The 26,318-nt window shown below is 65.9% G+C and carries 26 protein-coding genes; 18 read left to right on the forward strand and 8 right to left on the reverse strand.

Annotated elements, in window-relative coordinates; all coding sequences use genetic code 11:
* Positions 1–139 precede the first annotated feature (139 nt).
* A complete protein-coding gene (locus tag ACTJKQ_RS10445; RefSeq protein WP_440596782.1) occupies positions 140–1,282 on the forward strand; it encodes an SGNH/GDSL hydrolase family protein in 1,143 nt (380 codons plus the stop codon).
* 25 nt (positions 1,283–1,307) lie between these two features.
* Positions 1,308–1,994 carry an OmpW/AlkL family protein gene (locus tag ACTJKQ_RS10450; RefSeq protein WP_056068053.1) on the forward strand — a complete coding sequence of 229 codons (687 nt, stop codon included), beginning with the start codon at positions 1,308–1,310 and terminating at the stop codon, positions 1,992–1,994.
* Between the two features lie 88 nt (positions 1,995–2,082).
* Here the strand turns inward: ACTJKQ_RS10450 and ACTJKQ_RS10455 are convergent, their stop codons facing one another.
* The 4 genes from ACTJKQ_RS10455 to purE form a co-directional block, all read right to left on the reverse strand.
* Positions 2,083–3,036 carry an SGNH/GDSL hydrolase family protein gene (locus ACTJKQ_RS10455; protein WP_192419010.1) on the reverse strand — a complete coding sequence of 318 codons (954 nt, stop codon included), beginning with the start codon at positions 3,034–3,036 and terminating at the stop codon, positions 2,083–2,085.
* Positions 3,037–3,111: 75 nt separating this feature from the next.
* Complete coding sequence (locus tag ACTJKQ_RS10460; RefSeq protein ID WP_440596783.1) at positions 3,112–4,128, reverse strand: L-threonylcarbamoyladenylate synthase; 1,017 nt, start codon at positions 4,126–4,128, stop codon at positions 3,112–3,114.
* Positions 4,129–4,142: 14 nt separating this feature from the next.
* A complete protein-coding gene (locus ACTJKQ_RS10465; RefSeq protein WP_440596784.1) occupies positions 4,143–5,312 on the reverse strand; it encodes a 5-(carboxyamino)imidazole ribonucleotide synthase in 1,170 nt (389 codons plus the stop codon).
* Positions 5,309–5,803, reverse strand: coding sequence for a 5-(carboxyamino)imidazole ribonucleotide mutase (purE, locus tag ACTJKQ_RS10470; protein ID WP_440596785.1), 495 nt, complete (start codon positions 5,801–5,803; stop codon positions 5,309–5,311). The genes ACTJKQ_RS10465 and purE overlap by 4 nt, the downstream gene beginning before the upstream one ends.
* A gap of 156 nt (positions 5,804–5,959) precedes the next feature.
* Between purE and trxA the strand changes: the two genes are divergently transcribed.
* Both trxA and ACTJKQ_RS10480 read left to right on the forward strand, forming a co-directional pair.
* A complete protein-coding gene (gene trxA, locus ACTJKQ_RS10475; RefSeq protein WP_440596786.1) occupies positions 5,960–6,868 on the forward strand; it encodes a thioredoxin in 909 nt (302 codons plus the stop codon).
* Between the two features lie 173 nt (positions 6,869–7,041).
* Complete coding sequence (locus tag ACTJKQ_RS10480; protein ID WP_440596806.1) at positions 7,042–7,752, forward strand: META domain-containing protein; 711 nt, start codon at positions 7,042–7,044, stop codon at positions 7,750–7,752.
* Between the two features lie 42 nt (positions 7,753–7,794).
* Here the strand turns inward: ACTJKQ_RS10480 and ACTJKQ_RS10485 are convergent, their stop codons facing one another.
* Positions 7,795–8,718: a phosphoribosylaminoimidazolesuccinocarboxamide synthase gene (locus ACTJKQ_RS10485; protein ID WP_440596787.1), complete on the reverse strand. Its 924-nt coding sequence runs from the start codon at positions 8,716–8,718 to the stop codon at positions 7,795–7,797.
* Between the two features lie 220 nt (positions 8,719–8,938).
* On the opposite strand from ACTJKQ_RS10485, the gene ACTJKQ_RS10490 reads away from it, so the two are divergent.
* The 4 genes from ACTJKQ_RS10490 (at position 8,939) to hprK (ending at position 12,329) form a co-directional block, all read left to right on the forward strand.
* On the forward strand, positions 8,939–10,168 hold the full coding sequence (locus tag ACTJKQ_RS10490; protein ID WP_440596788.1) for an MFS transporter: 1,230 nt from the start codon (positions 8,939–8,941) through the stop codon (positions 10,166–10,168).
* A gap of 243 nt (positions 10,169–10,411) precedes the next feature.
* On the forward strand, positions 10,412–10,747 hold the full coding sequence (gene hpf / locus ACTJKQ_RS10495; protein WP_015016131.1) for a ribosome hibernation-promoting factor, HPF/YfiA family: 336 nt from the start codon (positions 10,412–10,414) through the stop codon (positions 10,745–10,747).
* Positions 10,748–10,860: 113 nt separating this feature from the next.
* Positions 10,861–11,328 carry a PTS sugar transporter subunit IIA gene (locus ACTJKQ_RS10500; RefSeq protein WP_056068066.1) on the forward strand — a complete coding sequence of 156 codons (468 nt, stop codon included), beginning with the start codon at positions 10,861–10,863 and terminating at the stop codon, positions 11,326–11,328.
* 44 nt (positions 11,329–11,372) lie between these two features.
* Positions 11,373–12,329: an HPr(Ser) kinase/phosphatase gene (gene hprK, locus ACTJKQ_RS10505; RefSeq protein WP_056068067.1), complete on the forward strand. Its 957-nt coding sequence runs from the start codon at positions 11,373–11,375 to the stop codon at positions 12,327–12,329.
* 114 nt (positions 12,330–12,443) lie between these two features.
* Here the strand turns inward: hprK and fur are convergent, their stop codons facing one another.
* Positions 12,444–12,860, reverse strand: a complete 417-nt coding sequence (fur, locus tag ACTJKQ_RS10510) for a ferric iron uptake transcriptional regulator (RefSeq protein ID WP_056068069.1) — start codon at positions 12,858–12,860, stop codon at positions 12,444–12,446.
* 89 nt (positions 12,861–12,949) lie between these two features.
* Here fur and ACTJKQ_RS10515 point away from each other — a divergent pair, with 89 nt between their 5' ends.
* The 6 genes from ACTJKQ_RS10515 to ACTJKQ_RS10540 all read left to right on the forward strand — a co-directional run bounded on the left by ACTJKQ_RS10515 (position 12,950) and on the right by ACTJKQ_RS10540 (position 19,048).
* Positions 12,950–13,513 (forward strand): outer membrane protein assembly factor BamE, encoded by a 564-nt coding sequence (locus ACTJKQ_RS10515; protein WP_260668820.1) that lies wholly within the window; start codon positions 12,950–12,952, stop codon positions 13,511–13,513.
* Between the two features lie 63 nt (positions 13,514–13,576).
* Positions 13,577–14,416, forward strand: a complete 840-nt coding sequence (gene dapB / locus ACTJKQ_RS10520; protein ID WP_440596789.1) for a 4-hydroxy-tetrahydrodipicolinate reductase — start codon at positions 13,577–13,579, stop codon at positions 14,414–14,416.
* Between the two features lie 13 nt (positions 14,417–14,429).
* Entirely contained in the window at positions 14,430–15,218 is a 789-nt protein-coding gene (locus ACTJKQ_RS10525) for a MotA/TolQ/ExbB proton channel family protein (RefSeq protein WP_440596790.1), read from the forward strand.
* 82 nt (positions 15,219–15,300) lie between these two features.
* Complete coding sequence (locus ACTJKQ_RS10530) at positions 15,301–15,753, forward strand: ExbD/TolR family protein (RefSeq protein WP_440596791.1); 453 nt, start codon at positions 15,301–15,303, stop codon at positions 15,751–15,753.
* A 99-nt stretch (positions 15,754–15,852) separates the two neighbouring features.
* Positions 15,853–18,546: a leucine--tRNA ligase gene (gene leuS, locus ACTJKQ_RS10535; RefSeq protein ID WP_440596792.1), complete on the forward strand. Its 2,694-nt coding sequence runs from the start codon at positions 15,853–15,855 to the stop codon at positions 18,544–18,546.
* Positions 18,547–18,550: 4 nt separating this feature from the next.
* Positions 18,551–19,048, forward strand: a complete 498-nt coding sequence (locus ACTJKQ_RS10540) for an LPS-assembly lipoprotein LptE (RefSeq protein ID WP_056068079.1) — start codon at positions 18,551–18,553, stop codon at positions 19,046–19,048.
* Between the two features lie 135 nt (positions 19,049–19,183).
* Here ACTJKQ_RS10540 and rocF read toward each other — a convergent pair whose 3' ends face one another.
* Entirely contained in the window at positions 19,184–20,161 is a 978-nt protein-coding gene (gene rocF, locus ACTJKQ_RS10545; RefSeq protein ID WP_440596793.1) for an arginase, read from the reverse strand.
* A gap of 188 nt (positions 20,162–20,349) precedes the next feature.
* Between rocF and holA the strand changes: the two genes are divergently transcribed.
* Positions 20,350–21,405, forward strand: a complete 1,056-nt coding sequence (gene holA / locus ACTJKQ_RS10550) for a DNA polymerase III subunit delta (protein WP_440596794.1) — start codon at positions 20,350–20,352, stop codon at positions 21,403–21,405.
* A complete protein-coding gene (locus ACTJKQ_RS10555) occupies positions 21,378–22,772 on the forward strand; it encodes an NAD(P)/FAD-dependent oxidoreductase (protein ID WP_440596795.1) in 1,395 nt (464 codons plus the stop codon). The genes holA and ACTJKQ_RS10555 overlap by 28 nt, the downstream gene beginning before the upstream one ends.
* Before the next feature lie 338 nt (positions 22,773–23,110).
* On the opposite strand, the gene ACTJKQ_RS10560 is transcribed toward ACTJKQ_RS10555, so the two are convergent.
* Positions 23,111–23,449 (reverse strand): hypothetical protein, encoded by a 339-nt coding sequence (locus tag ACTJKQ_RS10560; RefSeq protein WP_440596796.1) that lies wholly within the window; start codon positions 23,447–23,449, stop codon positions 23,111–23,113.
* A 46-nt stretch (positions 23,450–23,495) separates the two neighbouring features.
* Here ACTJKQ_RS10560 and ACTJKQ_RS10565 point away from each other — a divergent pair, with 46 nt between their 5' ends.
* Both ACTJKQ_RS10565 and trkA read left to right on the forward strand, forming a co-directional pair.
* Positions 23,496–24,776, forward strand: a complete 1,281-nt coding sequence (locus ACTJKQ_RS10565) for a glutamate-5-semialdehyde dehydrogenase (RefSeq protein WP_440596797.1) — start codon at positions 23,496–23,498, stop codon at positions 24,774–24,776.
* Between the two features lie 60 nt (positions 24,777–24,836).
* Positions 24,837–26,300, forward strand: coding sequence for a Trk system potassium transporter TrkA (gene trkA, locus ACTJKQ_RS10570; RefSeq protein WP_056068090.1), 1,464 nt, complete (start codon positions 24,837–24,839; stop codon positions 26,298–26,300).
* Positions 26,301–26,318: the final 18 nt, after the last annotated feature.

A 26,318-nucleotide genomic window follows, 5' to 3' on the forward strand; every position in this document is an offset into this window, starting at 1 on the left:
GAACGGGCCCCACAGACTTTTAGAACCCGCCACCTAAGCCCCACCGGTGTTTACCCGGTGGGGCTTTTTTTTGTTGGCGAATATGATTTGCGAGGAATAGCACGGTCGTTCTATTTTTACGATAACAGGAGTGATACCGATGGTTTTTCAGCGCAAGGCTTTGTGGGTTTCTCTGGCGGCAGCATCGCTGCTGGTGGCGTGTGGGGGCGGCGGTGCCGACACCTCGCCAGTGGCGCCCATCAAGACGGTCAAGGTCATGGGTGACAGCATTGCCGACAGCGGCACGTTTGGCTTCAAGTTCACGGTGCAGGGCAGTGCGCCCACAGGCCCAGCGTCCACACCCATCTGGCCCGAACTGGTGGCCAGCAGCTACGCAAACACGCTCTGTCCCCGCTATGTATCCACCGGCAGCGCTTTCAACAGCGCGGCGGGTTGTACTAACTACGCCATTGGCGGCGGGCGCATCAACAACTTCACGGCGCCTGCGTCGCCTGTCTCCATCGTCAAGCAACTGACCGATGCAGGGGCTGACGGCTTCAGCGCGGGGGACCTGTTGCTGATCGACGGTGGCGGCAACGACGCTGCGGACCTCATCGGTGCCTACCTGTCGGCCTCCAAGGATGGCGGCAAGGCCTTCGGTGCCCTCCTATCCACCTTGCTGCCTGCGGCCACGGTGAACGCCGGCCTGGCGGGCGGTGCCACGGGCCAGGCCCAGGTGGGCGGCGCCTACATGGTGGCGCTGGCCGACAAGTTCCACGACGCGATCGAAGCCAATGCCTTGAGCAAGGGCGCGCAGCGTGTGGCGGTGCTCAACATGCCCGCCATCGACAAGACGCCGCGTCTGCAACAGGTGCTCGGCGGCATCACGGCGTCGGCCGGCGCCGCCGCCAGCGCGCAAGTGCAGGGGCTGCTCAAGGCCTGGCTTGAAGCCTTCAACGCCCAACTGGCCAAACGTTTTGCGGGCAACAGCAAGGTGGTGGTGGTGGACTTCTACACCTCGTTCAACGACCAGGTGGCCAACCCCGCGCAGTTCGGGCTGACCAATGCCAAGAACACCGCGTGCCCCATCACCGGCCAAGGTGCTGACGGCCTGCCCACCTATACCTTCCCCACGTGCACAGCGGCAGCTTTGTCGGCACAGACGCCGCCCGCAGGCGCCACGGGCGGCGCGGACTGGTGGAAGACCTATGCGTTCTCCGACAGCTTCCACCCCACGCCGTATGGCCACCAGCTGGTCAGCCAGTTGGTCTCGCGTTCGCTGGCCCGTGCGGGTTGGCTGTAATCGGCTGTTGAAGGGTTCAAACACCATGCAAAACAAAACCATCACCCCTTCCCTGGCTGGCGTTGTGGCCGCACTGGCGCTCACCCTGTCCGGCGGTGCCCAGGCGCAAACCGCAGGCAGCTGGCTGGTGCGCGCGGGCGCCACGCAAATCGCGCCCCAGGTCACCAGTGGCGACCTGTCGGCGCCCAGCTTCACGGGCACCAAGGTGGACGTGCATGCCGACACGCAGTTGGCTGGCGGTATCACCTACATGCTCACCGACCACTGGGCGGTGGACGTGCCCCTGGCACTGCCTTTCAAGCACAACATCATGGGCGCCGGAGCCATCGGCGGCGTGGGCAAGATTGGCGAGGTCAAGGTGCTGCCCATGACCGTGTTCGCGCAGTACCGCTTTCTGGAGGCCAATGCGCGGGTGCGCCCCTACGTGGGCCTGGGCGTGACCTACGCCAAGTTCTTCAAGGAGCGGGGGACCGCCGCGCTGACCGGTCTGACCGGTGGCAGTCCCTCCCGTCCCACTACGCTGAGCGCTGAATCGCGGTTTGGCCTCACGCCTCAGGTGGGGGTGAGCATTGCGCTCAACGACCAGTGGTCGCTGGACGTGGCGTACTACAAGACTTTTGTGAAGACCCGCAACACCCTGTCCACAGGACAGACCATTGACGTCAAGCTCAACCCCAACGTGGTGGCATTGGGCGTGGTGTATCGGTTCTGATCCGCACAAGGTGGCAGACCAGCCGCCCACAAAAAAAGGCCGCCCTTGGGGCGGCCTTCTTGTTTCGGGGCGCCTGCAGCGCTCCGTCTTACCAGCGCGCGCGCAGGCGGTCGTAGGCGTAGGTGCCAAACTGGCGCTGGGCCGACGGCGTGAGGTACACGGTGTCAGCAAACACGAACGAGGTGGCATTGGCACCCGACAGCAGCGTGGACGACGTGCACAGGGCCGAGTTGACCTGGCCTGCGCCAATGCCAATGCCGTTGGTCGCGTCCACCGACGTACACACTGCCGCCGTGGAGTTGTTGAAACCATAGTTGCCAGGCACGCTGGTGTACAGGTTCACGTAATAGGCAGAGTCCACGTACAGCACGTTGGCGCCCAGGTCCACGATGCCCACCAGCAGGCCTTCGTTGAAGCGGCTGCTGGCGTTGCTCAGCAGGGCTTCGCGGCCAATGGTCTTGGCCCAGGGGGTCTTGCTCAGGTCGTAGGTGCCGGTCACCACCACATACTTGGCGCCCGCCGTCACCAGGCGGCGCACCTGTGCAGCCAGGTCCTCCCCAGCCTTGCGGGCGGCGGCCACCATGGCGTCCTGGGTCTGGGTGCCTGCGTTCACAGCGGCCATGCCGGCGATCACGTCGCTGATACCGCCGCTCACGATCACCACGTCGGTGGCCGCAAAGCTGCCGCTGGCCAGAAAGGTATCGATTTGTTCGGTGACGGTCCGGGTGCTGGCATTGCCTGCGGCGTCGGGCTTGGCGCTGACGCGGGCGTTGCCAGTGGCGTAGCTCAGGCCGCCTGCGGAGACCGGGGCGAGCGACTTGCCGTAGTTGGCCACCAGTTGCAGGGTCCAGTTGTTGACGCTGCCGTCATTGACGGTGTAACGCGAGCCGTTTTGCCCCACATCGTTCATGGCGTCGCCGAACGCAATAAAGCGCTGGGGCGAGATGGCCGATTCGGTGGTGCTGGAACCGCAGGCCGCGAGCAACGCGGCCGACGCACATGCGGCGACCATGATGGTGCGGCGCATCCAATTTGCTGCCATGTATTTCTCCAGAAAAGTGGGGGGTAGTTTAACGACGCAAAGTCAACGGATGTAAAGCGGCGCCATCGTGCCGGGTCAGGCGGCGGAGGCGCGCTGCAGGCGGTCGCGCACGCCCTCCCAGTCGGGGCTCGCCGGCGGGGTCTCGATCCAGATCAGCTTCACGCCCTCGTCGTCAAAACCGCGCAGCACGGCGAACAGCTGCTGCGCCGTGGCAGCCGCGTCATCGGGCATGCGCCGCATGACCAGCTTGGAGGACCGACTGCGCAACGCAGCGCGGGCATAGATCGCAATGTGGGCGGCATCGGTACCCAGCAGGTCCAGGCTGGTCTGCAGCGCCTTCGCGTCCATCAGCCGCACCTTGGCGCTGGGGGCATAGTGGGCCTCCAGCGTGCCCGAGGCGCGGGGTGTGGCCGTGGGGAGGTCTTCCTTGGACAGCGGGGCCATGCCGCAAGCGGCCGCAATCTGCGCCCGGGTGATGGCGCCGGGCCGCAGCAGCACAGGCACACCGCGCGTGCAGTCCACGATGGTGCTTTCAATGCCCACATCGCAGGGCCCGCCGTCCAGCACCAGCAGGTCGGCGCCCAGCTCGTCCTGCACATGCTGGGCGGTGGTGGGGCTCACGCGGCCAAAACGGTTGGCACTGGGGGCTGCAACGCCCCACACGGGTGAGCCGCCGGCCCCATTGCTGTCGCCAGCGGCTGCGCAGGCCACCAGCAGGGCGTGGGCCACGGGGTGCGCGGGGCAGCGCAATCCCACGCTGTCCTGCCCGCCGGTGGCGGCGGTGGCTACGCCGGGCAGGCGCGGCAGGATGAGCGTGAGCGGGCCGGGCCAGAAGGCATCCACGAGCTTTTGTGCAAAGCCGGGCACTTCACTGGCGAAATGCGCAATGCCCTCGGCATTGGCCACGTGCACGATCAGCGGGTGGTCGCTGGGCCGCCCCTTGGCCGCGAAGATCTGCGCCACGGCGGTATCGCTGCTGGCATCGGCCGCGAGGCCATACACCGTTTCGGTGGGGAGACCCAGCAGGGCGCCGCTGCGCACTGCGCGTGCAGCGGTGGCGATGGCCTGGGGGTCGTTGCCGTCGAGAATCATGGAAACAGCCTGGCTCAGAAGGGCTCGATGCCCAGCAGCGCTGCGGCCTGCAGGGCCGTGGCGCGCGCAGCCTCGGGGGTGGCGGCGGTGATGTTCAGGTGCCCCATCTTGCGGCCGCGCTTGGCGTCGCGCTTGCCATACAGGTGCAGGTGGGTGCCGGGCAGGGCCAGTACCTGGGCCCAGGGCGGGGTCTGCGCCGCGTCGCCGTGGGCAAACCACAGGTCGCCGAGCAGGTTCAGCATGACGGCAGCGCTGTGCTGGCGCGGCTGCGTCAGCGGCAGGCGGGCCATGGTGCGCACCTGCAGCTCGAACTGCGACACATCGCAGGCGTTCTGGCTGTAGTGACCGCTGTTGTGTGGGCGCGGTGCGATCTCGTTGACCACCAGGCTGCCGTCCTGCAGCACGAAGAACTCCACGCAAAGCACGCCCACATACTGCAGGCCTTTTGCTACAGATTTTGCAGCGGCTACCGCTTGATCCACTAGCGCTTGCGGCAGATTTCCTTCATAAACCTCGGTCACGGCCAGGATGCCGTCGCGGTGCAGGTTGCGCTGCACCGGCAGGTGCACCATCGTCCCATCGGCACCACGCGCCACGATGACGGAGCATTCCAGCTGCAGCGGCAGCATCTTCTCCAGCACGCAGGCCACTTGGCCGACCGAATCCCAGGCGGTGGCCAGATCGGCGGGCGTCTTCACGCGCACCTGGCCCTTGCCGTCGTAGCCCATGCGGGCCGTCTTGAGGATGCCGGGCAAAAGGTGGGGGGATACGGCGGCCAGTTGCTCTGCGGTTTCGATCACGGCATAGGGCGCGCAGGGCACACCGCAGGCCACAAAGTGCGCCTTCTCGCGTGCACGGTCCTGCGCCACCGACACAGCGCTGGCGGCGGGCGACACGGGGCGTTGCGTGGCCAGGGTGGCCAGTGCAGCAGCAGGTATGTTCTCGAACTCGGTGGTCACCGCATCCGACAGGCGGGCCAGCTCCGCGAGGCCCTGCGGGTCTTCGTAACCTGTCTGGATGTGGTGGTGGCTCACCAGCCCGGCAGGGCTGGTGGGGTCGGCATCGAGCACAGCCGTGAAGTAGCCCATGGCCTGGGCCTGGTGGACGAACATGCGGCCCAGCTGGCCGCCACCCAGAACACCCAACGTCGATCCGGGGAGCAAGGGTTGCATGGCGGCGCTCATGCAGCGGGCGGCAGGGTCATGTTGCGGGCCACTTCCGTCTGCTCGACGCGGAAGGCTTCCAGGCGCTGGCGCAGCTCGGGGCTCTCATTGGCCAGCAGGGCCACGGCAAACAGGGCGGCGTTGGCCGCACCGGCGGTGCCGATGGCAAACGTCGCCACGGGGATGCCTTTGGGCATTTGTACGATGGAGTGCAGCGAATCCACGCCTTGCAGGTGGCGGCTGGCCACGGGCACACCCAGCACGGGCACGGTGGTCTTGGCGGCGATCATGCCGGGCAGGTGGGCAGCACCGCCGGCCCCGGCGATGATGGCCTTCAGCCCCCGGCCGGCGGCGGCCTCGGCGTAGGCAAACATGTCGTCGGGCATGCGGTGGGCAGACACCACGCGGGCCTCGTGCGCGATGCCGAACTGTTCAAGGATTTGCACTGCATGCTGCATGGTGTCCCAGTCGCTGCTGGAACCCATGACCACGCCGATCTGGATGGGTTTCATGGTGTGGAAGGTGCTGGCCGGCAGGCCTTGCCTGCCCAGCCGCTGTAGGTAGAACCCGCGATTTTACTTTTTGCGCCTCCCTGGCGGGTGTGGGGCTGTTTCGATGGGCCAAAATAGCGCGCAAACCGCTCCATAGGCCTCGGGCCCCACACCATCATGATTGACGTCACCGTAGAGAACTTTGAAGCCGAGGTGGTTGCCGCCTCGATGAACGTGCCCGTGCTGGTGGACTTCTGGGCGCCCTGGTGTGGCCCCTGCAAGTCCCTGGGGCCGGTGCTGGAGAAGCTGGAGACGGAATACGCGGGCCGCTTCAAGCTCGCCAAGATCGACTCCGACCAGGAACAGCAGCTGGCGGGCATGTTCGGAATCCGCAGCATTCCTACCTGCGTGCTGCTGATGAACGGTCAGCCTGTCGATGGTTTCATGGGCGCCTTGCCCGAAGGCCAGGTGCGCGCCTTCCTCGACAAGCACGTCCCCACCGCTGAAGAGATGGTGGCCGAGGCCGAGGAAGAAGAGGCGCAGGAAGCTCTCGCCGGAGGCGATACCGGCACCGCATTGGAGAAGCTGCAGCATGCCGTCGTGACCGACCCCGCCAACGATGACGCGCGCTTTGACTACGTCAAGCTGCTGCTGCAGCTGGGGCGCGAGGACGATGCCAAGGTGGCTTTTGCTCCCGTGATTGCCAAGGCCGCCATGTCGCGCAAGCTGGGGGCCCTCAAGACCTGGATGGATGCTCTTGATTTTGTAGCGTCTGGCGCATATGACGCTAGCGCTGAGGCCGAATTTGAGGCAAAAATCGCCGCGAACAAGCGGGATTTCGACACCCGCTATGCCCGCGCCCGCTGGCTCATCTCCCAGCAGCGCTGGACCGACGCCATGGACGAGCTGCTCGAAATCCTCATGCGCGACAAGGCGTGGAGCGAAGAGATCGCCCGAAAGACCTACGTCGCCATCCTCGAACTGATCGAGGCGCCCAAGCCCAAGGTCGCCGAGGGCCAGATCCCCCCCGAAGACCCGGTGGTGGCCACCTACCGCCGGCGGTTGTCGAGTGTGGTGCTGAGCTGAGGGCTCAAGAGGTTGCAGTGGTGAACGGCGCGACGCAGGCGCTCTCCATCCAATTGCCACCCTGGCGCAATGGGTTACGTCTAGGCTGCCTACGCCGCGGGCTCTATGGCGGCGTTTTGGTGTGGATACTGGGGGTGACTGGTTGCGTGACGCGTCCCCCTGCTCCAGACGCCGTGGTTACGGGGGTGGCGCTTTCGCGAGAGCGTGTCATGCTGCCGCCCGAGGCTGTTTTTGAGGCCACTTTGCTGGATGTGACCCAGCCAGACCAGCCGCCCGTCGTTTTGGGGCGGCAGCGCCGCCAACCTGCAGGTCAGCCCCCTTACGCGCTGTGGATTCCCTACCCCTCTGCGCGGTTTGTGCCCAAGGGGCGTTATGAGGTGCGAACCGCCGTCACCTTGGAGGGGCGGTTGCTTCTGGCCAGCGACGGGCGCTACCCAGTGCCGCAGGACGCGGCCTACCGCCATGTTGATGTTCAAATGCAGCGGCTGCTGCCGCTGGCTGCCACTGTGGAGGCGTCTGTGCCCCTGCTGCTGACCCATTGGCGGCTCGTCGAAATGGCTGGGGAGGCCCTATCCCGCCCTGCCGATGGTGTGTCGGTGCCCCATCTGGTTTTCCAGGCAGATGAGCCGCGGGTGGCAGGCTCGGGCGGCTGCAACCGCTTTCTCGCCGACTATGAGTTGCAACCTCAGAGCGGACACCTACGCATGGGGCAGCTCGTGTCCAACATCAGCTTGTGCCTGCAAAGCAGTGGGCTAGAGACCCAGTATTTTGAGGCGCTGCTGGCGGTGCGGGGCTTTCGCCAGGTCGGCTCGCAGCTATTGCTACGGGGGGCTGAAGGCGAGCAATTGCTGCGTTTTGAAGCCGTCGAAACGCCGCCGGGCTAGGCTTCAAAGGGGCTTTTGGCGGGTGCCACTCCCACAGCAGATCTATGCCGATGTCAGCCGCTCCAGGGCCTCACGGTACTTCGCCGCCGTCTTTTCAATCACCGCCTGGGGCAGGCGGGGCGATGGGGGGGTCTTGTCCCAGGGCTTGCCGTTGACCTGGGCCTGCTCCAGCCAGTCGCGCACAAACTGTTTGTCGTAGCTGGGCGGGTTCTCCCCCTTGGCCAGGGCTTCAGCGTAGCCCTCCACTGGCCAGTAGCGGGAGCTGTCGGGGGTCAGCACCTCGTCCATCAGCACCAGCGTGCCGTCAGGGGCCAGGCCAAACTCGAATTTCGTGTCGGCAATGATCATGCCCTTGGTGAGCGCGATGTCGGCCGCGGCTTTATAGATGGCAATGCTCAGATCGCGGATGCGGGTGGCCAGGTCCAGGCCAATCATCTCCACCGTGCGCTCGAAGGTGATGTTCTCATCGTGCTCGCCCATGGCGGCCTTGGCGGCGGGCGTGTAGATGGGTTCGGGCAGCTTGGCGGCGTTGGTCAGGCCGTCGGGCAGGGGCACGCCACAGACCGAGCGCGATTCCTGGTATTCCTTCCAGCCGCTGCCAGCCAGGTAGCCGCGCACCACGGCTTCGACCGGGATGGGTTGGAGGCGCTTCACCAGCATCGAGCGGCCACGGATTTGAGGGGCTTCCTCGGGGCTGACCACGCTCTCGGGTGCGTCGCCTGTGAGGTGATTGGGGCAGATGTGGCCGAGCTTGTCGAACCAGAACAGGGCCATTTGGGTGAGCAGCTCGCCCTTGCCGGGGATAGGCTCGCCCATGATGACGTCGAAGGCCGACAGGCGGTCGCTGGCCACCATCAGGATGCGGTCATCGCCCACGGCGTAGTTGTCACGCACCTTGCCGCGTGCCAGCAGGGGCAGCGAAGTCAGGGCCGAAGTGTGCAGGGCGGTGGAGCTGGGCTGGGTCATGGTGTCGGTGTGGGCGGTGGGTGTCCGCTGCGGGCAGTCCGAAGAACGTAGGGGAAAGGGGCGCGCGGCAGGGGAGGCCTGGACGCAACCGGTGGATTTTACGCGCCGCTCTGAAGGGCGGCGGTTTCCGCGGGGAATGCGCCGAGAAGGGTGTGTCCCGGGCGGGCATGCGGCACACTGGGCGGCCCTGAACCTGCCTGGGCCCCTGCGGCCGTCTGCTGTGTCTTCTTCTACGCCTGAGCTTTCTCCCCGCCGCGAACTGTGGCTGCTGCTGACGCTGGCAGGCATCCAGTTCACCCACATCCTGGATTTCATGATCATGATGCCGCTGGGCCCGCAGCTCACGCAGCTGTTTGAGATCACCGACGCGCAGTTTGGTTTGCTGGTGTCTGCCTACACGCTGTCGGCGGGGGCGTCAGGCCTGCTGGCTTCGACTTACATCGATCGCTTCGGTCGCAAGCGGCTTCTGCTGGTGCTCTATGGCCTGTTTGGGCTGGCGACGCTGGCCTGTGGCCTCGCGCCCACGTACGGCACGCTGATGGTGGCACGCATTCTCGCGGGGACTTTTGGCGGCGTGCTGTCGGCCTTGTCGCAGACCATCGTGGCGGACGTGGTGCCCTTTGAGCGGCGAGGGCGTGCCATGGGCATCGTGATGACGTCGTTTTCTGTGTCCACGGTGGCTGGCGTGCCCCTGGGGCTGATCCTCGCGCAGTACGGGGGCTGGAACCTGCCGTTCATTGGCATTGCCGCCATGGTGGGAGTGCTGGCCGTGCAGGCGGCCCGCACGCTACCGACCATGGCGGGCCATGTGCAGGCTGCCAACGGGCGGTCTGTGTTGAGCGGTATCACCCAGGTGCTGGCGGATGGCAACCACCGGTGGGCATTTCTTTTCTCGGCGTTGCTGATGTTTACAGGTTTTACGGTGATTCCCTACATCACCATTTACATGCAGACCAATGCGGGTGTGCGCGCCGATCAGGTGCCGCTGGTGTACCTGTGTGGCGGGGTGGTGACCTTGTTCACGGCACGGCTGTTCGGGCGCATGACAGACCGGCATGGCAAGGTGCCCACCTTCCGGTGGCTGGCCCTCGCAGGCCTTCCCTGCATCCTGGGTATCACGCTGGTGCAGGGGTTGCCGCTGTGGGGCGTGTTGATGGTGTCCACGCTGATGTTCACTTTTGTCAGTGGCCGCATGATTCCCGGCATGGCCATCATTGCCTCTGCGGCGCACGCGCCTTTGCGGGGGACCTTCATGACGCTGAACGCCTCCGTGCAATCGGCGGCGATGGGTGTTGCGTCTTTTGTGGGAGGGGTGCTGATCAGCCGCGATGCGCAGGGGCTGGTACAGAACTACTGGGTGGCTGCGCTGGTGGGCATCGGCGCCAGCCTGCTGTCTATGCTGGTGGTGGGGCGCCTCACGCTGCATGGCGCGGCGCCGTCGGCACGGTGACAAGGGAAGGGTTTGCGCTGCACTTTGGCCAGCCCCTTCAATCCGCCCATTGTGCGCGCTTTTCGGGTGCTTGGCACCTTGCCGGGCATAACCCAGCGGCCTGCGGCGGTATGGGATTGCATTTCAGGGAGGGCAGGGGCATAGTGAACCCACGACGTCAACAACAGATGCATCCAAGTTCGCCGAGCCGCTCCTCTGATCCAGGACGGCGTTTTTCCACCGAGAGCCACAGGAGACTTATTTATGAACTTGACGATCAGCGGTCACCACCTCGAAGTTACTCCCGCCTTGCGCAACTACGTCACCACCAAGCTGGACCGGATCACCCGCCATTTTGACCAAGTTGTCGATGTCAAGGTACTGCTGACGGTAGAGAAGCAAAAGGAAAAGGAAAAGAGACAGCGAGCGGAATGCAACATCCACGTCAAGGGCAGCGACCTGTTTGCCGAAAGCTCCCACGCCGACCTGTATGCTGCTGTGGACGAACTTGTCGATAAGATGGACCGCCAAGTGGTCCGCCACAAGGACCGTTTGCAAGATCACCACCACGAAGCCGCCAAGCGCGAACTGCACGCTTGATGCGCCAGCCCTGAGCCTGGCACAGCAGCCGCCCCTCTCGGGCGGTTTTTTTGTTGCCTGATGCGCCGCGCTCAGGGTTTTCGCCAATATGTGCATAATTGTTACCCTTGACCATGAACCGACTCGCCTCCATCCTGCCCTCCGCTCAAGTGCTTGTGAGCGTGGACGCCACCAGCAAGAAGCGTGCTTTTGAAGAAGCGGGTCTGCTGTTCGAGAGCCAGCACGGCCTCTCTCGGGCGCTGATCACCGACAGTCTGTTTGCCCGCGAACGCCTGGGCTCCACCGGGCTCGGTCATGGCGTGGCCATTCCCCATGGGCGCATCAAAGGCCTCAAGGCCCCGATGGCGGCCGTGTTTCAGTTGCTCAATCCCATTGGGTTCGATGCGCCGGACGAGTTGCCGGTGGGTCTGCTGATCTTTTTGCTGGTGCCCGAGGCGGCCACGCAAAAGCACCTGGAAATCCTCTCCGAGATTGCCGAGTTGCTCAGCGACTCTGCCTTGCGCGAAAAGCTCAAGGCCTGCGCTGATGCTGCCGAACTGCACGGCATGATCGCGGGCTGGCAATCCACCCAAACGGCCTGAGTGCTTTCCCCGCCGCCTGCGCTGATCACCCTGACTGACCTGCCGTGAAGCCCAATGTTGTCAGCGCCGATGTTCTTTTCGAGGAATTTCGCGGCCCCCTGAAGTGGGAGTGGGTGGCAGGTCTCGGAGCGTCCGAGCGCCGTTTTGACGAAGTGGCCGTGCGCTCCGCGCGTTCCGGCGCCGACCTGGTCGGCTATCTCAACTACATCCATCCGTACCGGGTCCAGATCCTCGGCGAGCGCGAGATTGCGTACCTGAGCAACGCCTCCCCTGACGATTGCAAGCGCCGCATCGCCCGTATCGTGACGCTGGAACCCCCCGTGCTGGTGCTGGCCGACAACCAGACTGCACCCGACGCGCTGGTGTCGATGTGCGAGCGCGCGCAGATTCCGATGTTTTCCACGCACGAGTCGTCGGCGTTTGTCATCGACGTGCTGCGCGCCTACCTGTCCAAGCACTTCGCTGACCGCACCACCATGCACGGTGTGTTCATGGATATTCTGGGCCTGGGCGTGATGATCACCGGCGAGTCGGGCCTGGGAAAGAGCGAGCTGGGCCTGGAGCTGATCTCGCGTGGCAACGGTCTGGTGGCCGACGATGCCGTGGATTTGTTCCGCATCAACCAGACGACCATCGAGGGCAAGTGCCCCGAGCTGCTGCAAAACCTGCTGGAAGTGCGCGGCATCGGCCTGCTCGATATCCGCGCCATCTTTGGCGAGACGGCGGTGCGCCGCAAGATGCGCCTCAAGCTCATCGTGCACCTGGTGCGCAAGGAGACGCTGGAGCGTGACTACGAGCGTCTGCCCTACGAGCCGCTCACGCAGGACGTGTTGGGCGTGCCGGTGCTCAAGGTCGTGATCCAGGTGGTCGCCGGCCGCAACATCGCCGTGCTGGTCGAGGCCGCCGTGCGCAACACCATCCTGCAACTGCGCGGCATCGACACCTACCAAGAGTTTGTCGAACGCCATCGCCGCGCCATGGAGCGCGATACGGGCGGCTAGCGGCGCTCAGGCCACCGAAACTGGCGCGGCCCATACCAGGGCTCCCGCGCAAGGGCCGCCGCGCCGGGAGCGTCTCCCTTGGGGGGAAGACGCCGAAGGTGGCTCAGGGGGGAGTCATTTCTTAGCGCAGTCGGCGCACTGCCCGTACAGCGCCATGGTGTGGTCCTGCACCAGCCAGCCCTTGGCCTTGGCCACCGCATGCTGCCGTTTTTCGATCTCGGGGTCGTAAAACTCTTCCACCTTGCCACACGAAGTGCAGATGAAGTGGTCGTGGTGTTGCCCTTCGTTGAGCTCGTACACCGCCTTGCCGCTCTCGAAATTGCTGCGGATCAGGATGCCAGCCTGCTCGAACTGTGTGAGCACCCGGTACACGGTGGCCAGGCCGATGTCCGAGCGCTCTTCCAGCAGCACGCGGAACACGTCTTCGGCCGTCATGTGGCGCTGCGCGCCCTTCTGGAAAATCTCCAGAATCTTCAGTCGGGGCAGTGTGGCCTTGAGTCCCGTGCTTTTGAGTTCGTCGATATTGGTCATGGCTGGCTCTTTCGGGGGCGGGCAACCGGCTCAGGGTCTGGAGGGGCTGCCGCTACAATGGGACGATCATATCCTTTGGCCTTTTACCCATGCCCGTCCAAGCCCGTTACAGCGCCCGTCTGGGCCTGGTTGTGTTGATCGGTGCCAGCATGGCCGCCCTGACCGGTTGCGGCAGTCTGGATGGCGCCAGCAGCCGCATCGCCAACATCGTCAAGCCCTACCGGGTGGACGTGGTGCAGGGCAATTTCGTGTCCCGCGAGCAGGTTGAAGCCCTGCAGCCCGGCATGAGCCGCCAGCAAGTGCGCGAGATTCTCGGGACGCCGCTGGTCACCAGCCTGTTCCATGCGGACCGCTGGGAGTACGTGTTCACGCTCAAACGCCCTGGCGAAGAGATTCAGACCCGCAAGCTGACCGTGTTCTTCAAGGGCGATGCCCTGGAGCGCTCCGAAGGCGATGAAATGCCGACCGAGACCGAGTTCGTCGCCACGCTGGGTGCGCGCGACGGTGCCAAGGGCAAGGTGCCGGTGCTGGAGGCCACGCCGGAGCAACTGGCCAAGTACCCGGTCAAGGAGCGCCCCGCGCCAGCAGCGGCCACACCGCCGACATTGCCTGCCGCCACCAGTTACCCGCCGCTTGAAGCGCCCGCGCGCTGAACCTTGCGGCTCTGGCAGTGAGCCCGGTGCGCTGGCTGCCCTATCAATGAACAGGATCTTTTCATGACCGCGACTTCTTCGCCTGCGGCTCCCGCGGCATCCCCCCTCCGTGTAGCCGTCGCCGGGGCTTCGGGCCGCATGGGCCGCATGCTGATCGAGGCCATCCGCGCCAGCGACGACTGCGTGCTGGCCGGTGCACTGGATGTGGCCGCCAGCCCGGCCATCGGCTCGGACGCCACTGCCTTTCTGGGCTATGCCAGCGGTGTGGCCATCACGGCCGACGTGGCGGCTGGCCTGGAGAACGCCGAGGTGCTCATTGACTTCACCCGCCCCGAGGGCACGCTGGCCCACCTGGCCGTGTGCAGCCAGCTGGGCGTGAAGGCCGTCATCGGCACCACCGGTTTCACCGATGCACAAAAGGCCGAACTCGACGCCTACGCACAGCGCACCGCCATCATGTTCTCGCCCAACATGAGCGTGGGTGTGAACGTCACGCTCAAGCTGCTGCAAATGGCCGCCAAGGCCATGGCCACGGGGTACGACATCGAAATCATCGAAGCCCACCACCGCCACAAGGTCGATGCACCCTCGGGCACCGCGCTCAAGATGGGCGAGGTGATTGCCGAGGCCCTGGGCCGCGACCTCAAGGACTGCGCCGTATACGCCCGCGAAGGCGTGACGGGCGAGCGCGACCCCTCCAGCATCGGGTTTGCTGCTATCCGTGGTGGCGACATCGTGGGCGACCACACCGTGCTGTTTGCGGGCATCGGCGAGCGCATCGAGGTCACGCACAAGTCCTCCAGCCGCGCCACGTACGCGCAGGGCGCCTTGCGCGCTGTGCGCTTTCTGGCGGCCCACAAGACTGGCATGTTCGACATGTTCGACGTGCTGGGCTTGCACTGATCCGCCGACTCCCATGGACGCGCTCCACTGGTGGCGCCAGGGCGATGCCGTGACGCAAAGCGCGGCACTGGTCTTGCTGGCCATGTCGGTGGCAAGCTGGGTGGTCATTGTGTGGAAGCTGCGGCTCATGCGCCGCGCCAGTGCCGACGTGGCCCGCTGCACGGCCGCGTTCTGGCAGGCGCCCTCGCTGGCCCTCGCGCAGCAACGTTTGCAGTCTTTTGACCGGGATGCGCTAGTGCTTCCTTTGGTGGTTGCTGCAAATTTGATAGCGAATCACGACAGCATGGCCCAGTCCACGCTGGCCACGGCTGGCAGCCTGTCGCAGCGGCTCACGCGGGTGCTGCGCGATGCCCTGCACGATGTGCTGGGACGCCTGCAGTTTGGCCAGGTGCTGCTGGCCACGGTGGGCTCCACGGCGCCCTTTGTGGGGCTGCTGGGCACCGTGTGGGGCATCTACCACGCGCTCACCGCCATGGCAGGCGCGGGGCAGATCACCATTGATCGCGTTTCCGGCCCGGTGGGCGAGGCCCTGGTCATGACGGCGGCCGGACTGGCTGTGGCCATCCCTGCCGTGCTGGCCTACAACGTGTTTGGCCGCCTGATCGGCCGCATCGAGGCCGACCTGGAAGGATTTGCGCGCGATCTGCGAGAGCTGCTCATCGACACGGCCCCCGTCCACAGTTTGGCTGGCACCACAGAAGGCCTGAGCAATGCGAGCCAACCCGCCGCCGGGCCGCTCCAAGGCGGGGCCGCCCCCTTGGGGAGCAGCGAACCACGCGCAGCGGGGAGTGTGGGGGCATGAGCCGACCCGCCGCCGGGCCGCCCCAAGGCAGGTCAGCCCCCTTGGGGGGCAGCGAACCACGCGCAGCGGGGAGCGTGGGGGCATGAGTTTCGGACGACTCGAACGCACCACCGGGCCGCAGCCCATGAGTGACATCAACATGACGCCGCTGGTGGACGTAATGCTGGTGCTGGTGGTCATCTTCATCCTCACGGCACCGCTGCTGGTCAGCTCCATCCGGCTGGACCTGCCGCGCACCGAAGGCGCCACGGCCGGCACGGCCCCGCAATTCGTCACGCTGGTGGTCGATGCCTCGGGGCAGGCCTTTCTGGATGACCAGCCTTTGTCACAAACCGCGCTGGCAGAGCGCCTGCGCCGCATTGGCGCCGAGCGCCCGGACACCGAGGTGCAATTGCGCGCCGACGCTGCCGTGCCCTATGGCCGCGTGGTCGAAGTCATGGGCGCGGCCCACCTGGCTGGGCTGCAGCACATCGGATTTGTGGCCGAACCTGCGGCGAATCCTGTGTCGCCTGCGTCTCCAGCCCCGTCCCGCTGACCCACCCCGGCTGCTGGCACGCCGGTGCCAGTCCCTGACCGCCTAAAATCCCTGCAGCGCGGCCCTGCGGCTGCACTCTTCTCTCACCCCCGAGCTCCCATGCAAGACAAATACTCTCCCCAAGACGTCGAACGCGCGGCGCACGACCACTGGACCGCCACCGACGCCTACCGCGTGACGGAAGACACGAGCAAGAAGAAGTTCTACGCCTGCTCCATGCTGCCCTACCCCAGCGGCAAGCTGCACATGGGCCACGTGCGCAACTACACCATCAACGACATGCTCACGCGCTACCTGCGCATGAACGGCCACAACGTCTTGATGCCCATGGGCTGGGACGCCTTCGGCCTGCCCGCCGAAAACGCGGCGCTAAAGAACGGCGTGCCCCCGGCCAAGTGGACGTACGAAAACATCGCGTACATGAAAAAGCAGATGCAGGCCATGGGCTTGGCCATCGACTGGAGCCGCGAGGTGGCCACCTGCGACCCCGAGTACTACAAGTGGAACCAGTGGCTGTTTTTGAAGATGCTGGACAAGGGCATTGCCTACCGCAAGACCCAGGTCGTGAACTGGGACCCCGTGGACCAGACCGTGCTGGCCAACGAGCAGGTGATTGACGGCAAGGGCTGGCGCACCGGCGCCACCGTGGAAAAGCGCGAAATCCCTGGCTACTACCTCAAGATCACCGACTACGCCGAAGAGCTGCTGGGCTTTGTGACCGGCGACAAGCTGCCCGGCTGGCCCGAGCGTGTGAAGCTGATGCAGGAAAACTGGATCGGCAAGAGCGAAGGCGTGCGTTTTGCGTTCACGCACGACATTGCCGGCGACGACGGCGCGCTGATCGGCGACGGCAAGATGTACGTGTTCACCACGCGCGCCGACACCATCATGGGCGTGACCTTCTGCGCCGTGGCGCCCGAGCATCCGCTGGCCGCCCATGCCGCCAAGACCAATCCTACGCTCAAGGCCTTCATCGAAGAATGCAAGAGCGGCGGCACCACCGAAGCCGAGCTGGCCACGCAAGAGAAAAAGGGCGTGCCCACGGGCCTGTTCGTCACGCACCCGCTCACCGACGAAAAGGTCGAGGTCTGGGTCGGCAACTACGTGCTGATGGGCTATGGCGACGGCGCCGTGATGGGCGTGCCCGCCCACGACGAGCGCGACTTCGCGTTCGCCCTGAAGTACGGCATCGAGATCAAGCAGGTTGTGCTGGTCGATGGCGAGCACTTTGACTACCACCAGTGGAACGACTGGTACGGCGACAAGCAGCGCGGCGTCACCATCAACTCCGACAGCTTCAGCGGCCTGTCGTACAAGGAAGCCGTGAACGCCGTGGCCCATGCACTGGAGCAAAAGGGCCTGGGCGAGAAGAAGACCACCTGGCGCCTGCGCGACTGGGGCGTGAGCCGCCAGCGCTACTGGGGCACGCCGATCCCGATCATTCACTGCGACGAGCACGGCGCCGTGCCTGTGCCCGAAAAAGACCTGCCCGTGGTGCTGCCGCAAGACTGCATCCCCGACGGCTCGGGCAACCCGCTGCACAAGCACGAAGGCTTCCACGCGGGCGTGACCTGCCCCGTGTGTGGCAAGGCTGCCCGCCGCGAGACGGACACCATGGACACGTTCGTGGACAGCTCGTGGTACTTCATGCGGTACTGCGACCCCAAGAATGCGGACGTCATGGTGGCCGGTGGTGCCGACTACTGGATGCCGATGGACCAGTACATCGGTGGTATCGAACACGCCATCCTGCACCTGCTGTACGCCCGCTTCTGGACCAAGGTCATGCGCGACCTGGGCCTGGTCAAGGTCGATGAGCCCTTTACCAAGCTGCTCACGCAGGGCATGGTGCTCAACCACATTTACAGCCGCCGCACTGCCAAGGGCGGCAAGGACTACTTCTGGCCGCACGACGTGGAGCATGTGCTCGATGAAGGCGGCAAGATCATCGGTGCCAAGCTCAAGAACGAAGCCACCAGCGGCGACGGCCTGCTGCCCGTGGGCACACCCATCGACTACGAGGGCGTGGGCACCATGTCCAAGTCCAAGAACAACGGCGTGGACCCGCAGGACCTGATCGAGAAGTACGGCGCCGACACGGCCCGCCTGTACACCATGTTCACCGCCCCGCCCGAAGCCACGCTGGAGTGGAACGACGCTGCGGTGGAAGGCAGCTACCGCTTCCTGCGCCGCGTGTGGAACTTCGGCCTCAAGCTCTCGGCCATCGACCGCGACGCTGCCATGGCCAGCGTGGCCGGTGCCAGCAGCCTGCAGGACGTGCAGTTTGGCAAGGAGGCCAAGGCCCTGCGCCTGGAGATTCACAACGTGCTCAAGCAGGTGGACTACGACTACCAGCGCATGCAGTACAACACCGTGGTCTCCGGCGCGATGAAGATGATCAACGCGCTCGAGGATTTCAAGGCCATGGACTCGGCCGGTGCCCAGGTGGCGCTGATCGAAGGCTTTGGCATCCTGCTGCGCTGCCTGTACCCCGCCACGCCCCACATCGCCCACAGCCTGTGGACGGGCCTGGGCTACGCGGGTGCGCTGGGCGACCTGCTCGATGCGCCCTGGCCGCAGGTGGATGCCGGCGCGCTGGTGCAGGACGAGATCGAACTCATGCTGCAGGTCAACGGCAAGCTGCGCGGCTCCATCCATGTGCCCGCCCAGGCCGACAAGGCCGAGATCGAGCGCATTGCGCTGGCCAGCGAGGCCTTTGTGGCCCAGGCCGCAGGCGCTCATCCGAAACGCGTGATTGTGGTGCCAGGTCGTCTGGTGAACGTGGTGGTCTGACCCCATGAACAAACGCACACTGCTCAGTTTGGCCCCGGTGGCCCTGTTGTCTGCCTGCGGATTCCGGCTGCGTGGCGTGCCGGAGTTCGGGTTTGGCTCGCTCTACATCGCGGCCCCTGCCAGCTCGCCGCTGGCGCGTGAGCTGCAGCGCACGCTCGACGGATCGGGCAGCCAGCTCAAGCTGCTGCGCGACCCGGCCAGCATGCCGACGGCAGAGGCCATCTTCGACCTGCTTCAGGAGCAGCAGGAGCGTGTGGTGGTGGGCCTCAACGCGTCGGGACAGGTGCGCGAACTGCAGCTGCGCCTGCGCATCAAGTTCCGCCTGCGCACGCCCACCGGCGTGGAGCTGATCCCGGACACCGAGCTGCTGCAGCAGCGCGACATCAGCTACAACGAAACCATTGCGCTGGCCAAGGAGGCCGAAGAGGCGCTGCTCTACCGCGACATGCGGACCGACCTGGTGCAGCAGCTCATGCGCCGGCTCGCAGCAGCCAAGCGCTAAGAACAGCTCACAGAACTCCCCTGGCGTCGTTGTCTCGCCTTGTCGTACTGGTCGTGCTGCCTGCGGCGAAACGCCTGGCCATGGCCGCTTCGCTGAGTTTTGTGAGCTGCTCTAAGAATATGCGCGCTCAGGCGCTCAGGCGCTCAGCGTCGGCCCCTGGCCGTGCGAGGGCACGCGCATGAGCGTGCTCTTGCCAAACAGCGACTCCACCAGGTCCACCGCCAGCACGGCCGTGCGGTTGCGCACATCCAGCGCGGGGTTCAGTTCCACAATGTCCAGAGATGCCAGGCGCCCGCTGTCGGCAATCATCTCCATGCACAACTGCGCCTCGCGGTAAGTGGGGCCACCGGGCACCGTGGTGCCCACCCCGGGGGCAATGTCGGGGTCCAGAAAGTCCACATCAAAGCTCACATGCAGGTGGGTGTGTGCATCCAGACCGGCCAGCGCTTGCTGCATGGTCTGGCGCATGCCCACCTCGTCGATGTAGCGCATGTCGAACACCTCCAGGCCCTGCTCGTGCACAAAGCGCTTTTCGCCCGCGTCCACGCTGCGGATGCCGATCTGACGGAGCTGCGAGGGGTGCAGAGCCGGGCCACCGCCCGGCATGCGGGTCAGCCCGGTCAGCGCCTCGGGGCCGAAACCGCACAGGCAGGCCACGGGCATGCCATGCACATTGCCGCTGGGGGTCAGTGCACTGGTGTTGAAGTCGGCATGGGCATCGAGCCACAGCACCCGCAGTTTTTTGCCCACCTCCGCGCAATGGCGGGCCACGGCGCTGATGCTGCCCAGGCCCAGGCAGTGGTCGCCACCCAGCAGGATGGGCAGGTGGCCCAGCTGCAGTTCTGCATACACCGCGTCGAACACGCGCTGGTTCCATTCCACCACCTCGGGCAGGTGGCGGTAGCCGTCTACGGGTGGCTGCCACGGGTTGGAGGGGCCACTCAGGTTGCCCCGGTCAAACACCTGCAGCCCGTGGGACTCCAACGCCGCCTGCAGGCCGGCCACACGCAAGGCCTCGGGCCCCATGGAGGCGCCGCGCGCGCCGGCGCCGATGTCGGTGGGGGCGCCGATCAGGCTGGTGGGCTGGGCGCTGCGCAGGGCGGTGGGGGGCATGGCGGTCTGACTTTCTGGGGTATGACAGTGAGCGGGAAGGGCGCGGGCGCCCGGGGGAATTCTCAGGGCTTTGGGCGCCAATGAACAGCGCCGCAGCTGATCGGTTCGTGACCTCTCTTGTGCACTGTGAGGGCATACGCTAGCAATTTGCGCAATGCCGGGCCTGCCCAGGCGATAAACTTTGCCGCATGCAAGTCGCCCTGGCCCAACTCTCTCAGTATCTTCAACGGGGCCTGTCGCCGCTTTATGTCCTGCATGGCGATGAGCCCTTGCTCCAGCAAGAGGCGGCCGACGCCATCCGCGCCACCGCCCGCACCCAGGGCTACACCGAGCGCAGCAGCTACACCGTGGCCGGTGCCCATTTCGACTGGAGTGCGGTGCTGGCGGCAGGCGGGTCACTCAGCCTGTTTGCCGACAAGCAGATCGTCGAGATCCGCATTCCCTCGGGCAAGCCCGGCAAGGACGGCAGCGTGGCGCTGCAGCAGATCGCCGAATCGGCCCGGGGTAACGACAGCACCCTCACCATGGTCGTGCTGCCGCGCCTTGATAAAGCCACCAAGACCGGCGCCTGGTTTGCCGCGCTGGAGGGTAGCGGCACGTCGATTCAGATCGACCCCATCGAGCGCGGCCAACTGCCGCAGTGGATCGCAGCGCGCCTGGCCGCGCAGGGCCAGCGTGTGGTCGCGGGGGAGGAAGGCCAGCGCACCCTGCAGTTTTTTGCCGATCGTGTGGAAGGCAACCTGCTGGCCGCGCACCAGGAAATCCAGAAGCTGGCCCTGCTGCACCCGGCAGGCGAGCTGACGCAGGCGCAGGTCGAAGCCGCCGTGCTCAACGTGGCGCGCTATGACGTGTTCAAGCTGTCCGAATCGGTGCTGGCCGGGCAGACGGCCCGCGTGCAGCGCATGCTCGACGGCCTGCAGGCCGAGGGTGAGGCCGAGGTGCTGGTGCACTGGGCGCTGGCCGAAGACATCCGCGCCCTCAAGCGCGTGAAAGACGCGATGAACGCCGGGCGCCCCTTGCCCATGGCGCTGCGCGAGAACCGCATCTGGGGCCCCAAGGAGCGGCTGTTTGAACGCATCCTGCCCAAGGCCAGCGACGCCGCTTTGGCTCGCCTGCTGCAGTCGGCCCACACGGTGGATGGCATCGTCAAAGGCCTCAAGCAGCCCGACTGGCCGCAAGACGGCTGGCAGGCCCTGCAGCGCCTGGCCTTGCAGCTGTGCCGCCTGACCAGCGCGGCGCGGTGATGGCGCATGTGGATGCCACCCTGCGGCCCTCGCAGGGTTCTCGGCCCCTGCGCCTCCCCAACGACGACTCCTCCAACGGCTGGTCCGCCATCCTGCCCCCGCGCACGCCGCGCCCTGCGTTGCAGGGCGATGTGCTGGCCGACTGGCTGGTGCTGGGCGCGGGCTTTGCGGGCCTGGCCGCCGCGCGCCGCCTGGCCGAGCTGCGCCCCCACGCCCACATCGTGGTGGTGGACGCCGGCACCGTGGGCAACAACGCCTCGGGCCGCAACTCGGGCTTTGCTATTGATGTGCCGCACAACATCGGCAGCTCGCTCGAAGAACTGCGCCAGGCCGCGCACTACCAGGCGTTGCTCACGGCGGGCATGAACGACCTGGAGCTGCTGGTGGCGCAGCACCGCATCGACTGCCAATGGCGCCGCGCAGGCAAGTACCACTGCGCCGTCTCGCCCGCCGCCGAGTGCACGCTGCAGCACCATGTGGATGAGCTGCGCGCCCTGGGGGCTGCGCACGAGCTGCTGGACCGCAACGCCCTGGCCGCGCGCCTGGGCACCCGCTACTTTGCCGCCGGGCTCTACACGCCAGGCACCGTGCTGCTCAACCCCGCCGCGCTGTGCCGGGGCCTGGCCGATGTGCTGCCTGCCAACGTCTCCCTGCACGAGCAAACGCCGGTGCAGCGGCTGGACCTGTCAGGCAGCAAGGTGGTGGCGCACACCCCGCAGGGCCGTGTGCGTGCCCCGCAACTGTTGCTAGCGGCCAATGGGTTTGCGCAGCAGCTGGGGCTGTTGGGCAGCGCCTGGGGAGCGGAGACGTTTCCGCTGGTCACCTTTGGCTCGCTCACGGCGCCACTCACGCCCGAGCAGCGCAGCCGCCTGGGCGCGCCCGAGGGCTGGGGCGTGACGCCCGCCAGCGCCGTCACGGGGGCCACGCTGCGCTACACGGACGACCACCGCATTCTGGTGCGCCAGGGCTTTGAATATGCGCCGCAGTTCCGCGTCAGCCCTGCGATGCGCGAGCGGGTGCGGCGTGAGCACGCTGCCGTGTTTGCGGCGCGTTTTCCGCGGTTGGCCGATGTGGCGTTAGAGCATTTTTGGGAAGGCTCGATCGCCATCACCCGCAATGGCGCACCGCGCTGGGGGCGGCTGGCCCCGCAGGTGCATGGCGTGGCGGGTTGCAATGGGGCGGGGGTGGTGAAGTTCACGGCCCTGGGGGCTCTGGCAGCGGATTTGGCACTGGGGCAGGACCACCCGTTGCTGGCGCATGCCTTGGCCTTGGGTGGGCCGACGCGCATGCCGCCGCAGCCGTTCATGGGGCTGGGGGTGCGGGCGTATATTGCGCGGGAGAAGTGGTTGGGGCGGGCGGAGGTTTGATTATTTTTGGCTTCTAGTGCCTGTGAGATAAGCACTGGAAGCTATTAAATTAGGAGTGGTTGTCGGGGCTTGCTCGCTGATTTGGTGGCATGCCTGTGCGCACGGCGGGAGCCGGGTTGTCGCCCCGGCGGGCGAGGTACTTTTCTTTGCTTCGCCAAAGAAAAGTACCCAAAAGAAAGGCGGCCCCACTGTCTGCGTCCCTGCGCTTCGCTTCGGGCAACCTGCGGTGCTCGCGTCCAGCGGGGTCTCGCTCAAACTCGCTGCGCTCCTCGGCGCATACAGAGGGGATGGGAAACGAACAGCCACTCGGGCCGTCGCGTTGCTCGGCCCCGGAGTGGTCAGCCAGCGTTCAATGTGCCCTGTGCTTTTTCAGCCCACATCGTCAAGTTCGCCACCAGATCCTTTTGGCTGAACGAGCAGCTTTCTTCCGAAAACAGCGCGCTCGATTCCAGTCGGTCCAGCAGGTTCAGCAGCACTTCGCTGTAGCGCGGGGGCAGGGCGGCCAGCAGGGTGGTTTGCTGGCGGGCCAGGGTGCTGAGGGTGGCGGCGGTGTGGTCGCCGCGTTCAAAGGCTTGCAGGGCCTGGATGAAGGTGGTGAGCTGGGTGTGGGCGGTGTCGGTCATGGCGTAGCCGGGCGGGGCCAGGATGGGTGATACGCCCGAGGGTAAAGCAGCCATGGGCCCGCGCCCACCGGGCCGATACCAAGTGCGGCAAAATCGCCGGATGAACGCCCTCAACGTCGCTGAATACACGCACTCTCTCGGTCTCCAGGCAAAAACGGCCTCTGCGCTGATGGCCAAAGCGCCCGCAGCTATCAAAAACAAAGCGCTCAAGGCGCTGGCCCGGTTGTTGCGCGAGAACATGGCCCAGCTCCAGATCGACAACGCCAAAGACCTGGAGCGCGCCGTGGCCAATGGGCTGGCGGGCCCGATGGTGGACCGGCTCAAGCTCACCCCCAAGGTGCTGGAGACTTGTGCCGAGGGCTGCGAGCAGCTGGCCGCCATGCCCGACATCATTGGCGAGATCCTCGGCATGAAGCAGCAGCCCAGCGGCATTCGGGTGGGGCAGATGCGCGTGCCGATTGGCGTGTTCGGCATGATTTACGAGAGCCGTCCCAACGTGACCATCGAAGCCGCGTCGTTGTCGATCAAGAGCGGCAACGCCTGCATCTTGCGTGGCGGCTCCGAGGCGATTGATTCAAACAAGGCACTGGCCAAGATCGTGCAGCAGGCGCTGGCCGAGGCCGGCCTACCGCAAGACGCGGTGCAATTGGTGCAGACCACCGACCGTGAGGCCGTGGGCCAGCTCATCACGATGCCGCAGTTTGTGGACGTGATCATCCCGCGCGGCGGCAAGGGCCTGATCGAACGCATCAGCCGCGATGCCAAGGTGCCCGTGATCAAACACCTGGACGGTAACTGCCACACCTATGTGGACGACCCCTGCGACATCGCCATGGCGGTGAAGGTGGCCGACAACGCCAAGACCAACAAGTACAGCCCCTGCAACGCGAGCGAAGGCCTGCTGGTGGCGCGTGGCGTGGCGGCGGAGTTTTTGCCGAAGATTGGCGCGGTGTATGCCGCCAAGGGCGTGGAGATGCGCGGTTGCCCCGAGTCGCTGGCGATCCTGAACAGCGTGGCGGGTGCCAAGCTGGTAGCGGCGACCGAGCAGGACTGGAGCGAGGAATACCTGGCTCCGATCATCAGCGTGAAGATTGTGGCGGGGGTGGATGAGGCCATTGCGCACATCAACCGCTACAGCAGCCACCACACCGATGCCATCCTGACGCGCGACCACATGCATGCCCAGCAGTTCCTGCGCGAGGTGGATTCGGCCAGCGTGATGGTGAACGCCAGCACGCGGTTTGCCGACGGTTTCGAGTACGGCCTGGGCGCCGAAATCGGCATCAGCACCGACAAGTTCCATGCGCGGGGCCCGGTGGGCATCGAAGGCCTCACTTCGCTCAAGTACGTGGTGCTGGGCGAAGGTGAGGTGCGGGCCTGATGCGCTCCTGAAACGATAGCTGCTGGTGCATGTTCGACTAGCGCTTGCGGCTTATTTCATATGAAAATCATCATCCTCGGCGCCGGCCGCGTGGGCCAGAGCGTGGCAGACAGCCTGGTGTCCGAGCGCAACGACATCACCGTCATCGACACCGACGCCGCGCGCCTGCGCGACCTGGAGTCGCGGTTTGATCTGCGCGGGGTGGTGGGCAACGGCATCGAGCCTGCCGTGCTGGCCGAGGCGGGGGCCGAGGACACCGACCTGCTGATTGCCTGCGCCGCGCAGGACGAGACCAACCTGGTGTGCTGCAAGATCGCGCAGCTGCTGTTCAACATCCCCAAGCGCATTGCGCGGGTGCGGACCACAGGCTTCGAGGCCCATGAGCGGCTGGTGGGCCCCGAGGGGTTTGCGGTGGACCGCATCATCTGCCCCGAAGAATCGCTGACCCGCTACATCGGCAAGCTCATCGAGTACCCCGAGGCCATGCAGGTGCGCGAATTTGCCGGAGGCCGCGCATGCCTGGTGTCGGTGCGGGCGCGTGCGGGGGCTCCGATGGTGGGGCACTCCATCGGCGCGCTGCGCGAGAGTGCGCCGGAGCTGGCGATGCGCATGGTGGCCATCTACCGGCGCTTCCCCGACGAGCCTGACCGATTCATCGCCTGCGACGGCCGCACGCGCGTCGAGCCGGGGGACGAGGTGTTCGTGCTGGCCGCGCACGAGCACATCGCCAACGTGCTGGCCGCTCTGCACCGTCCGGCATCCCAGCAGCTCCAGCCTGTGCGCCGCATCATGATTGCGGGCGGCGGCCGGCTGGGTCTGCGGCTGGCGCGGCAGCTCAGCCAGGCGGGCGGGCGTTTTCACATCAAGATCATCGAGGACCATGCGGACCGCTGCGTGGAGCTGGCATCTGCCCTGCCGCCTGAGGTGCTGGTGCTGCAGGGCGACACCACCGACGAAGACCTGCTGGGTGATGAAGGCATCGAGGAGGTGGACCTGTTCCTCGCGCTCACCGACGACGACGAGGACAACATCATGTCGTGCCTGCTGGCCAAGCGCATGGGCGCAAGCCGGGTGCTGGCCCTCATCAACCGGCGCAGTTATGCCGACCTGATGCACGGCACGCAGATCGACATCGCGCTGTCGCCCGCGCAGGCCATGCTGGGCGAGTTGCTGGCCTATGTGCGCCAGGGTGACGTGCAGGCTGTGCACAGCCTGCGCCGTGGGGTGGCCGAGGCGCTGGAGATCGTGGCGCGCGGCGACCGCAAGAGCTCGCGCGTGGTCGGCCGCAAGGTCAGCGATCTGCAACTGCCGCGCGATGTGCACATCGGCCTGATCGTGCGCGGTCTGCCTGACGCGTCGGAAACCACGGGTGCATCCGCTGCCGATCTGCGCGAGCCCGAGGTCATCATCCCGCGCAGCGCCACGGTGATCGAGAGCAATGACCACGTGGTGTTCTTCCTGCCCAACAAGCGGCTGGTGCGCGATGTGGAAAAGCTCTTCCGCGTGAGCGCGACTTTTTTCTGACCTGGCACCGAGCTGCGC

This window comes from Acidovorax sp. 22279 (assembly GCF_052045435.1).
In the GTDB taxonomy this organism is placed as follows: domain Bacteria; phylum Pseudomonadota; class Gammaproteobacteria; order Burkholderiales; family Burkholderiaceae_C; genus Acidovorax; species Acidovorax delafieldii.

What these genes read in the sequence shown, in the direction of transcription:
- ACTJKQ_RS10445 (WP_440596782.1), top strand. Translation starts at nt 140, where the DNA reads ATGGTTTTTCAGCGCAAGGCTTTGTGGGTTTCTCTGGCGGCAGCATCG.
- ACTJKQ_RS10450 (WP_056068053.1), top strand. Translation starts at nt 1,308, where the DNA reads ATGCAAAACAAAACCATCACCCCTTCCCTGGCTGGCGTTGTGGCCGCA.
- ACTJKQ_RS10455 (WP_192419010.1), bottom strand. Translation starts at nt 3,036, where the DNA reads ATGGCAGCAAATTGGATGCGCCGCACCATCATGGTCGCCGCATGTGCG.
- ACTJKQ_RS10460 (WP_440596783.1), bottom strand. Translation starts at nt 4,128, where the DNA reads ATGATTCTCGACGGCAACGACCCCCAGGCCATCGCCACCGCTGCACGC.
- ACTJKQ_RS10465 (WP_440596784.1), bottom strand. Translation starts at nt 5,312, where the DNA reads ATGAGCGCCGCCATGCAACCCTTGCTCCCCGGATCGACGTTGGGTGTT.
- purE (WP_440596785.1), bottom strand. Translation starts at nt 5,803, where the DNA reads ATGAAACCCATCCAGATCGGCGTGGTCATGGGTTCCAGCAGCGACTGG.
- trxA (WP_440596786.1), top strand. Translation starts at nt 5,960, where the DNA reads ATGATTGACGTCACCGTAGAGAACTTTGAAGCCGAGGTGGTTGCCGCC.
- ACTJKQ_RS10485 (WP_440596787.1), bottom strand. Translation starts at nt 8,718, where the DNA reads ATGACCCAGCCCAGCTCCACCGCCCTGCACACTTCGGCCCTGACTTCG.
- hpf (WP_015016131.1), top strand. Translation starts at nt 10,412, where the DNA reads ATGAACTTGACGATCAGCGGTCACCACCTCGAAGTTACTCCCGCCTTG.
- ACTJKQ_RS10500 (WP_056068066.1), top strand. Translation starts at nt 10,861, where the DNA reads ATGAACCGACTCGCCTCCATCCTGCCCTCCGCTCAAGTGCTTGTGAGC.
- fur (WP_056068069.1), bottom strand. Translation starts at nt 12,860, where the DNA reads ATGACCAATATCGACGAACTCAAAAGCACGGGACTCAAGGCCACACTG.
- ACTJKQ_RS10515 (WP_260668820.1), top strand. Translation starts at nt 12,950, where the DNA reads ATGCCCGTCCAAGCCCGTTACAGCGCCCGTCTGGGCCTGGTTGTGTTG.
- dapB (WP_440596789.1), top strand. Translation starts at nt 13,577, where the DNA reads ATGACCGCGACTTCTTCGCCTGCGGCTCCCGCGGCATCCCCCCTCCGT.
- ACTJKQ_RS10525 (WP_440596790.1), top strand. Translation starts at nt 14,430, where the DNA reads ATGGACGCGCTCCACTGGTGGCGCCAGGGCGATGCCGTGACGCAAAGC.
- ACTJKQ_RS10530 (WP_440596791.1), top strand. Translation starts at nt 15,301, where the DNA reads ATGAGTTTCGGACGACTCGAACGCACCACCGGGCCGCAGCCCATGAGT.
- leuS (WP_440596792.1), top strand. Translation starts at nt 15,853, where the DNA reads ATGCAAGACAAATACTCTCCCCAAGACGTCGAACGCGCGGCGCACGAC.
- ACTJKQ_RS10540 (WP_056068079.1), top strand. Translation starts at nt 18,551, where the DNA reads ATGAACAAACGCACACTGCTCAGTTTGGCCCCGGTGGCCCTGTTGTCT.
- rocF (WP_440596793.1), bottom strand. Translation starts at nt 20,161, where the DNA reads ATGCCCCCCACCGCCCTGCGCAGCGCCCAGCCCACCAGCCTGATCGGC.
- holA (WP_440596794.1), top strand. Translation starts at nt 20,350, where the DNA reads ATGCAAGTCGCCCTGGCCCAACTCTCTCAGTATCTTCAACGGGGCCTG.
- ACTJKQ_RS10560 (WP_440596796.1), bottom strand. Translation starts at nt 23,449, where the DNA reads ATGGCTGCTTTACCCTCGGGCGTATCACCCATCCTGGCCCCGCCCGGC.
- ACTJKQ_RS10565 (WP_440596797.1), top strand. Translation starts at nt 23,496, where the DNA reads ATGAACGCCCTCAACGTCGCTGAATACACGCACTCTCTCGGTCTCCAG.
- trkA (WP_056068090.1), top strand. Translation starts at nt 24,837, where the DNA reads ATGAAAATCATCATCCTCGGCGCCGGCCGCGTGGGCCAGAGCGTGGCA.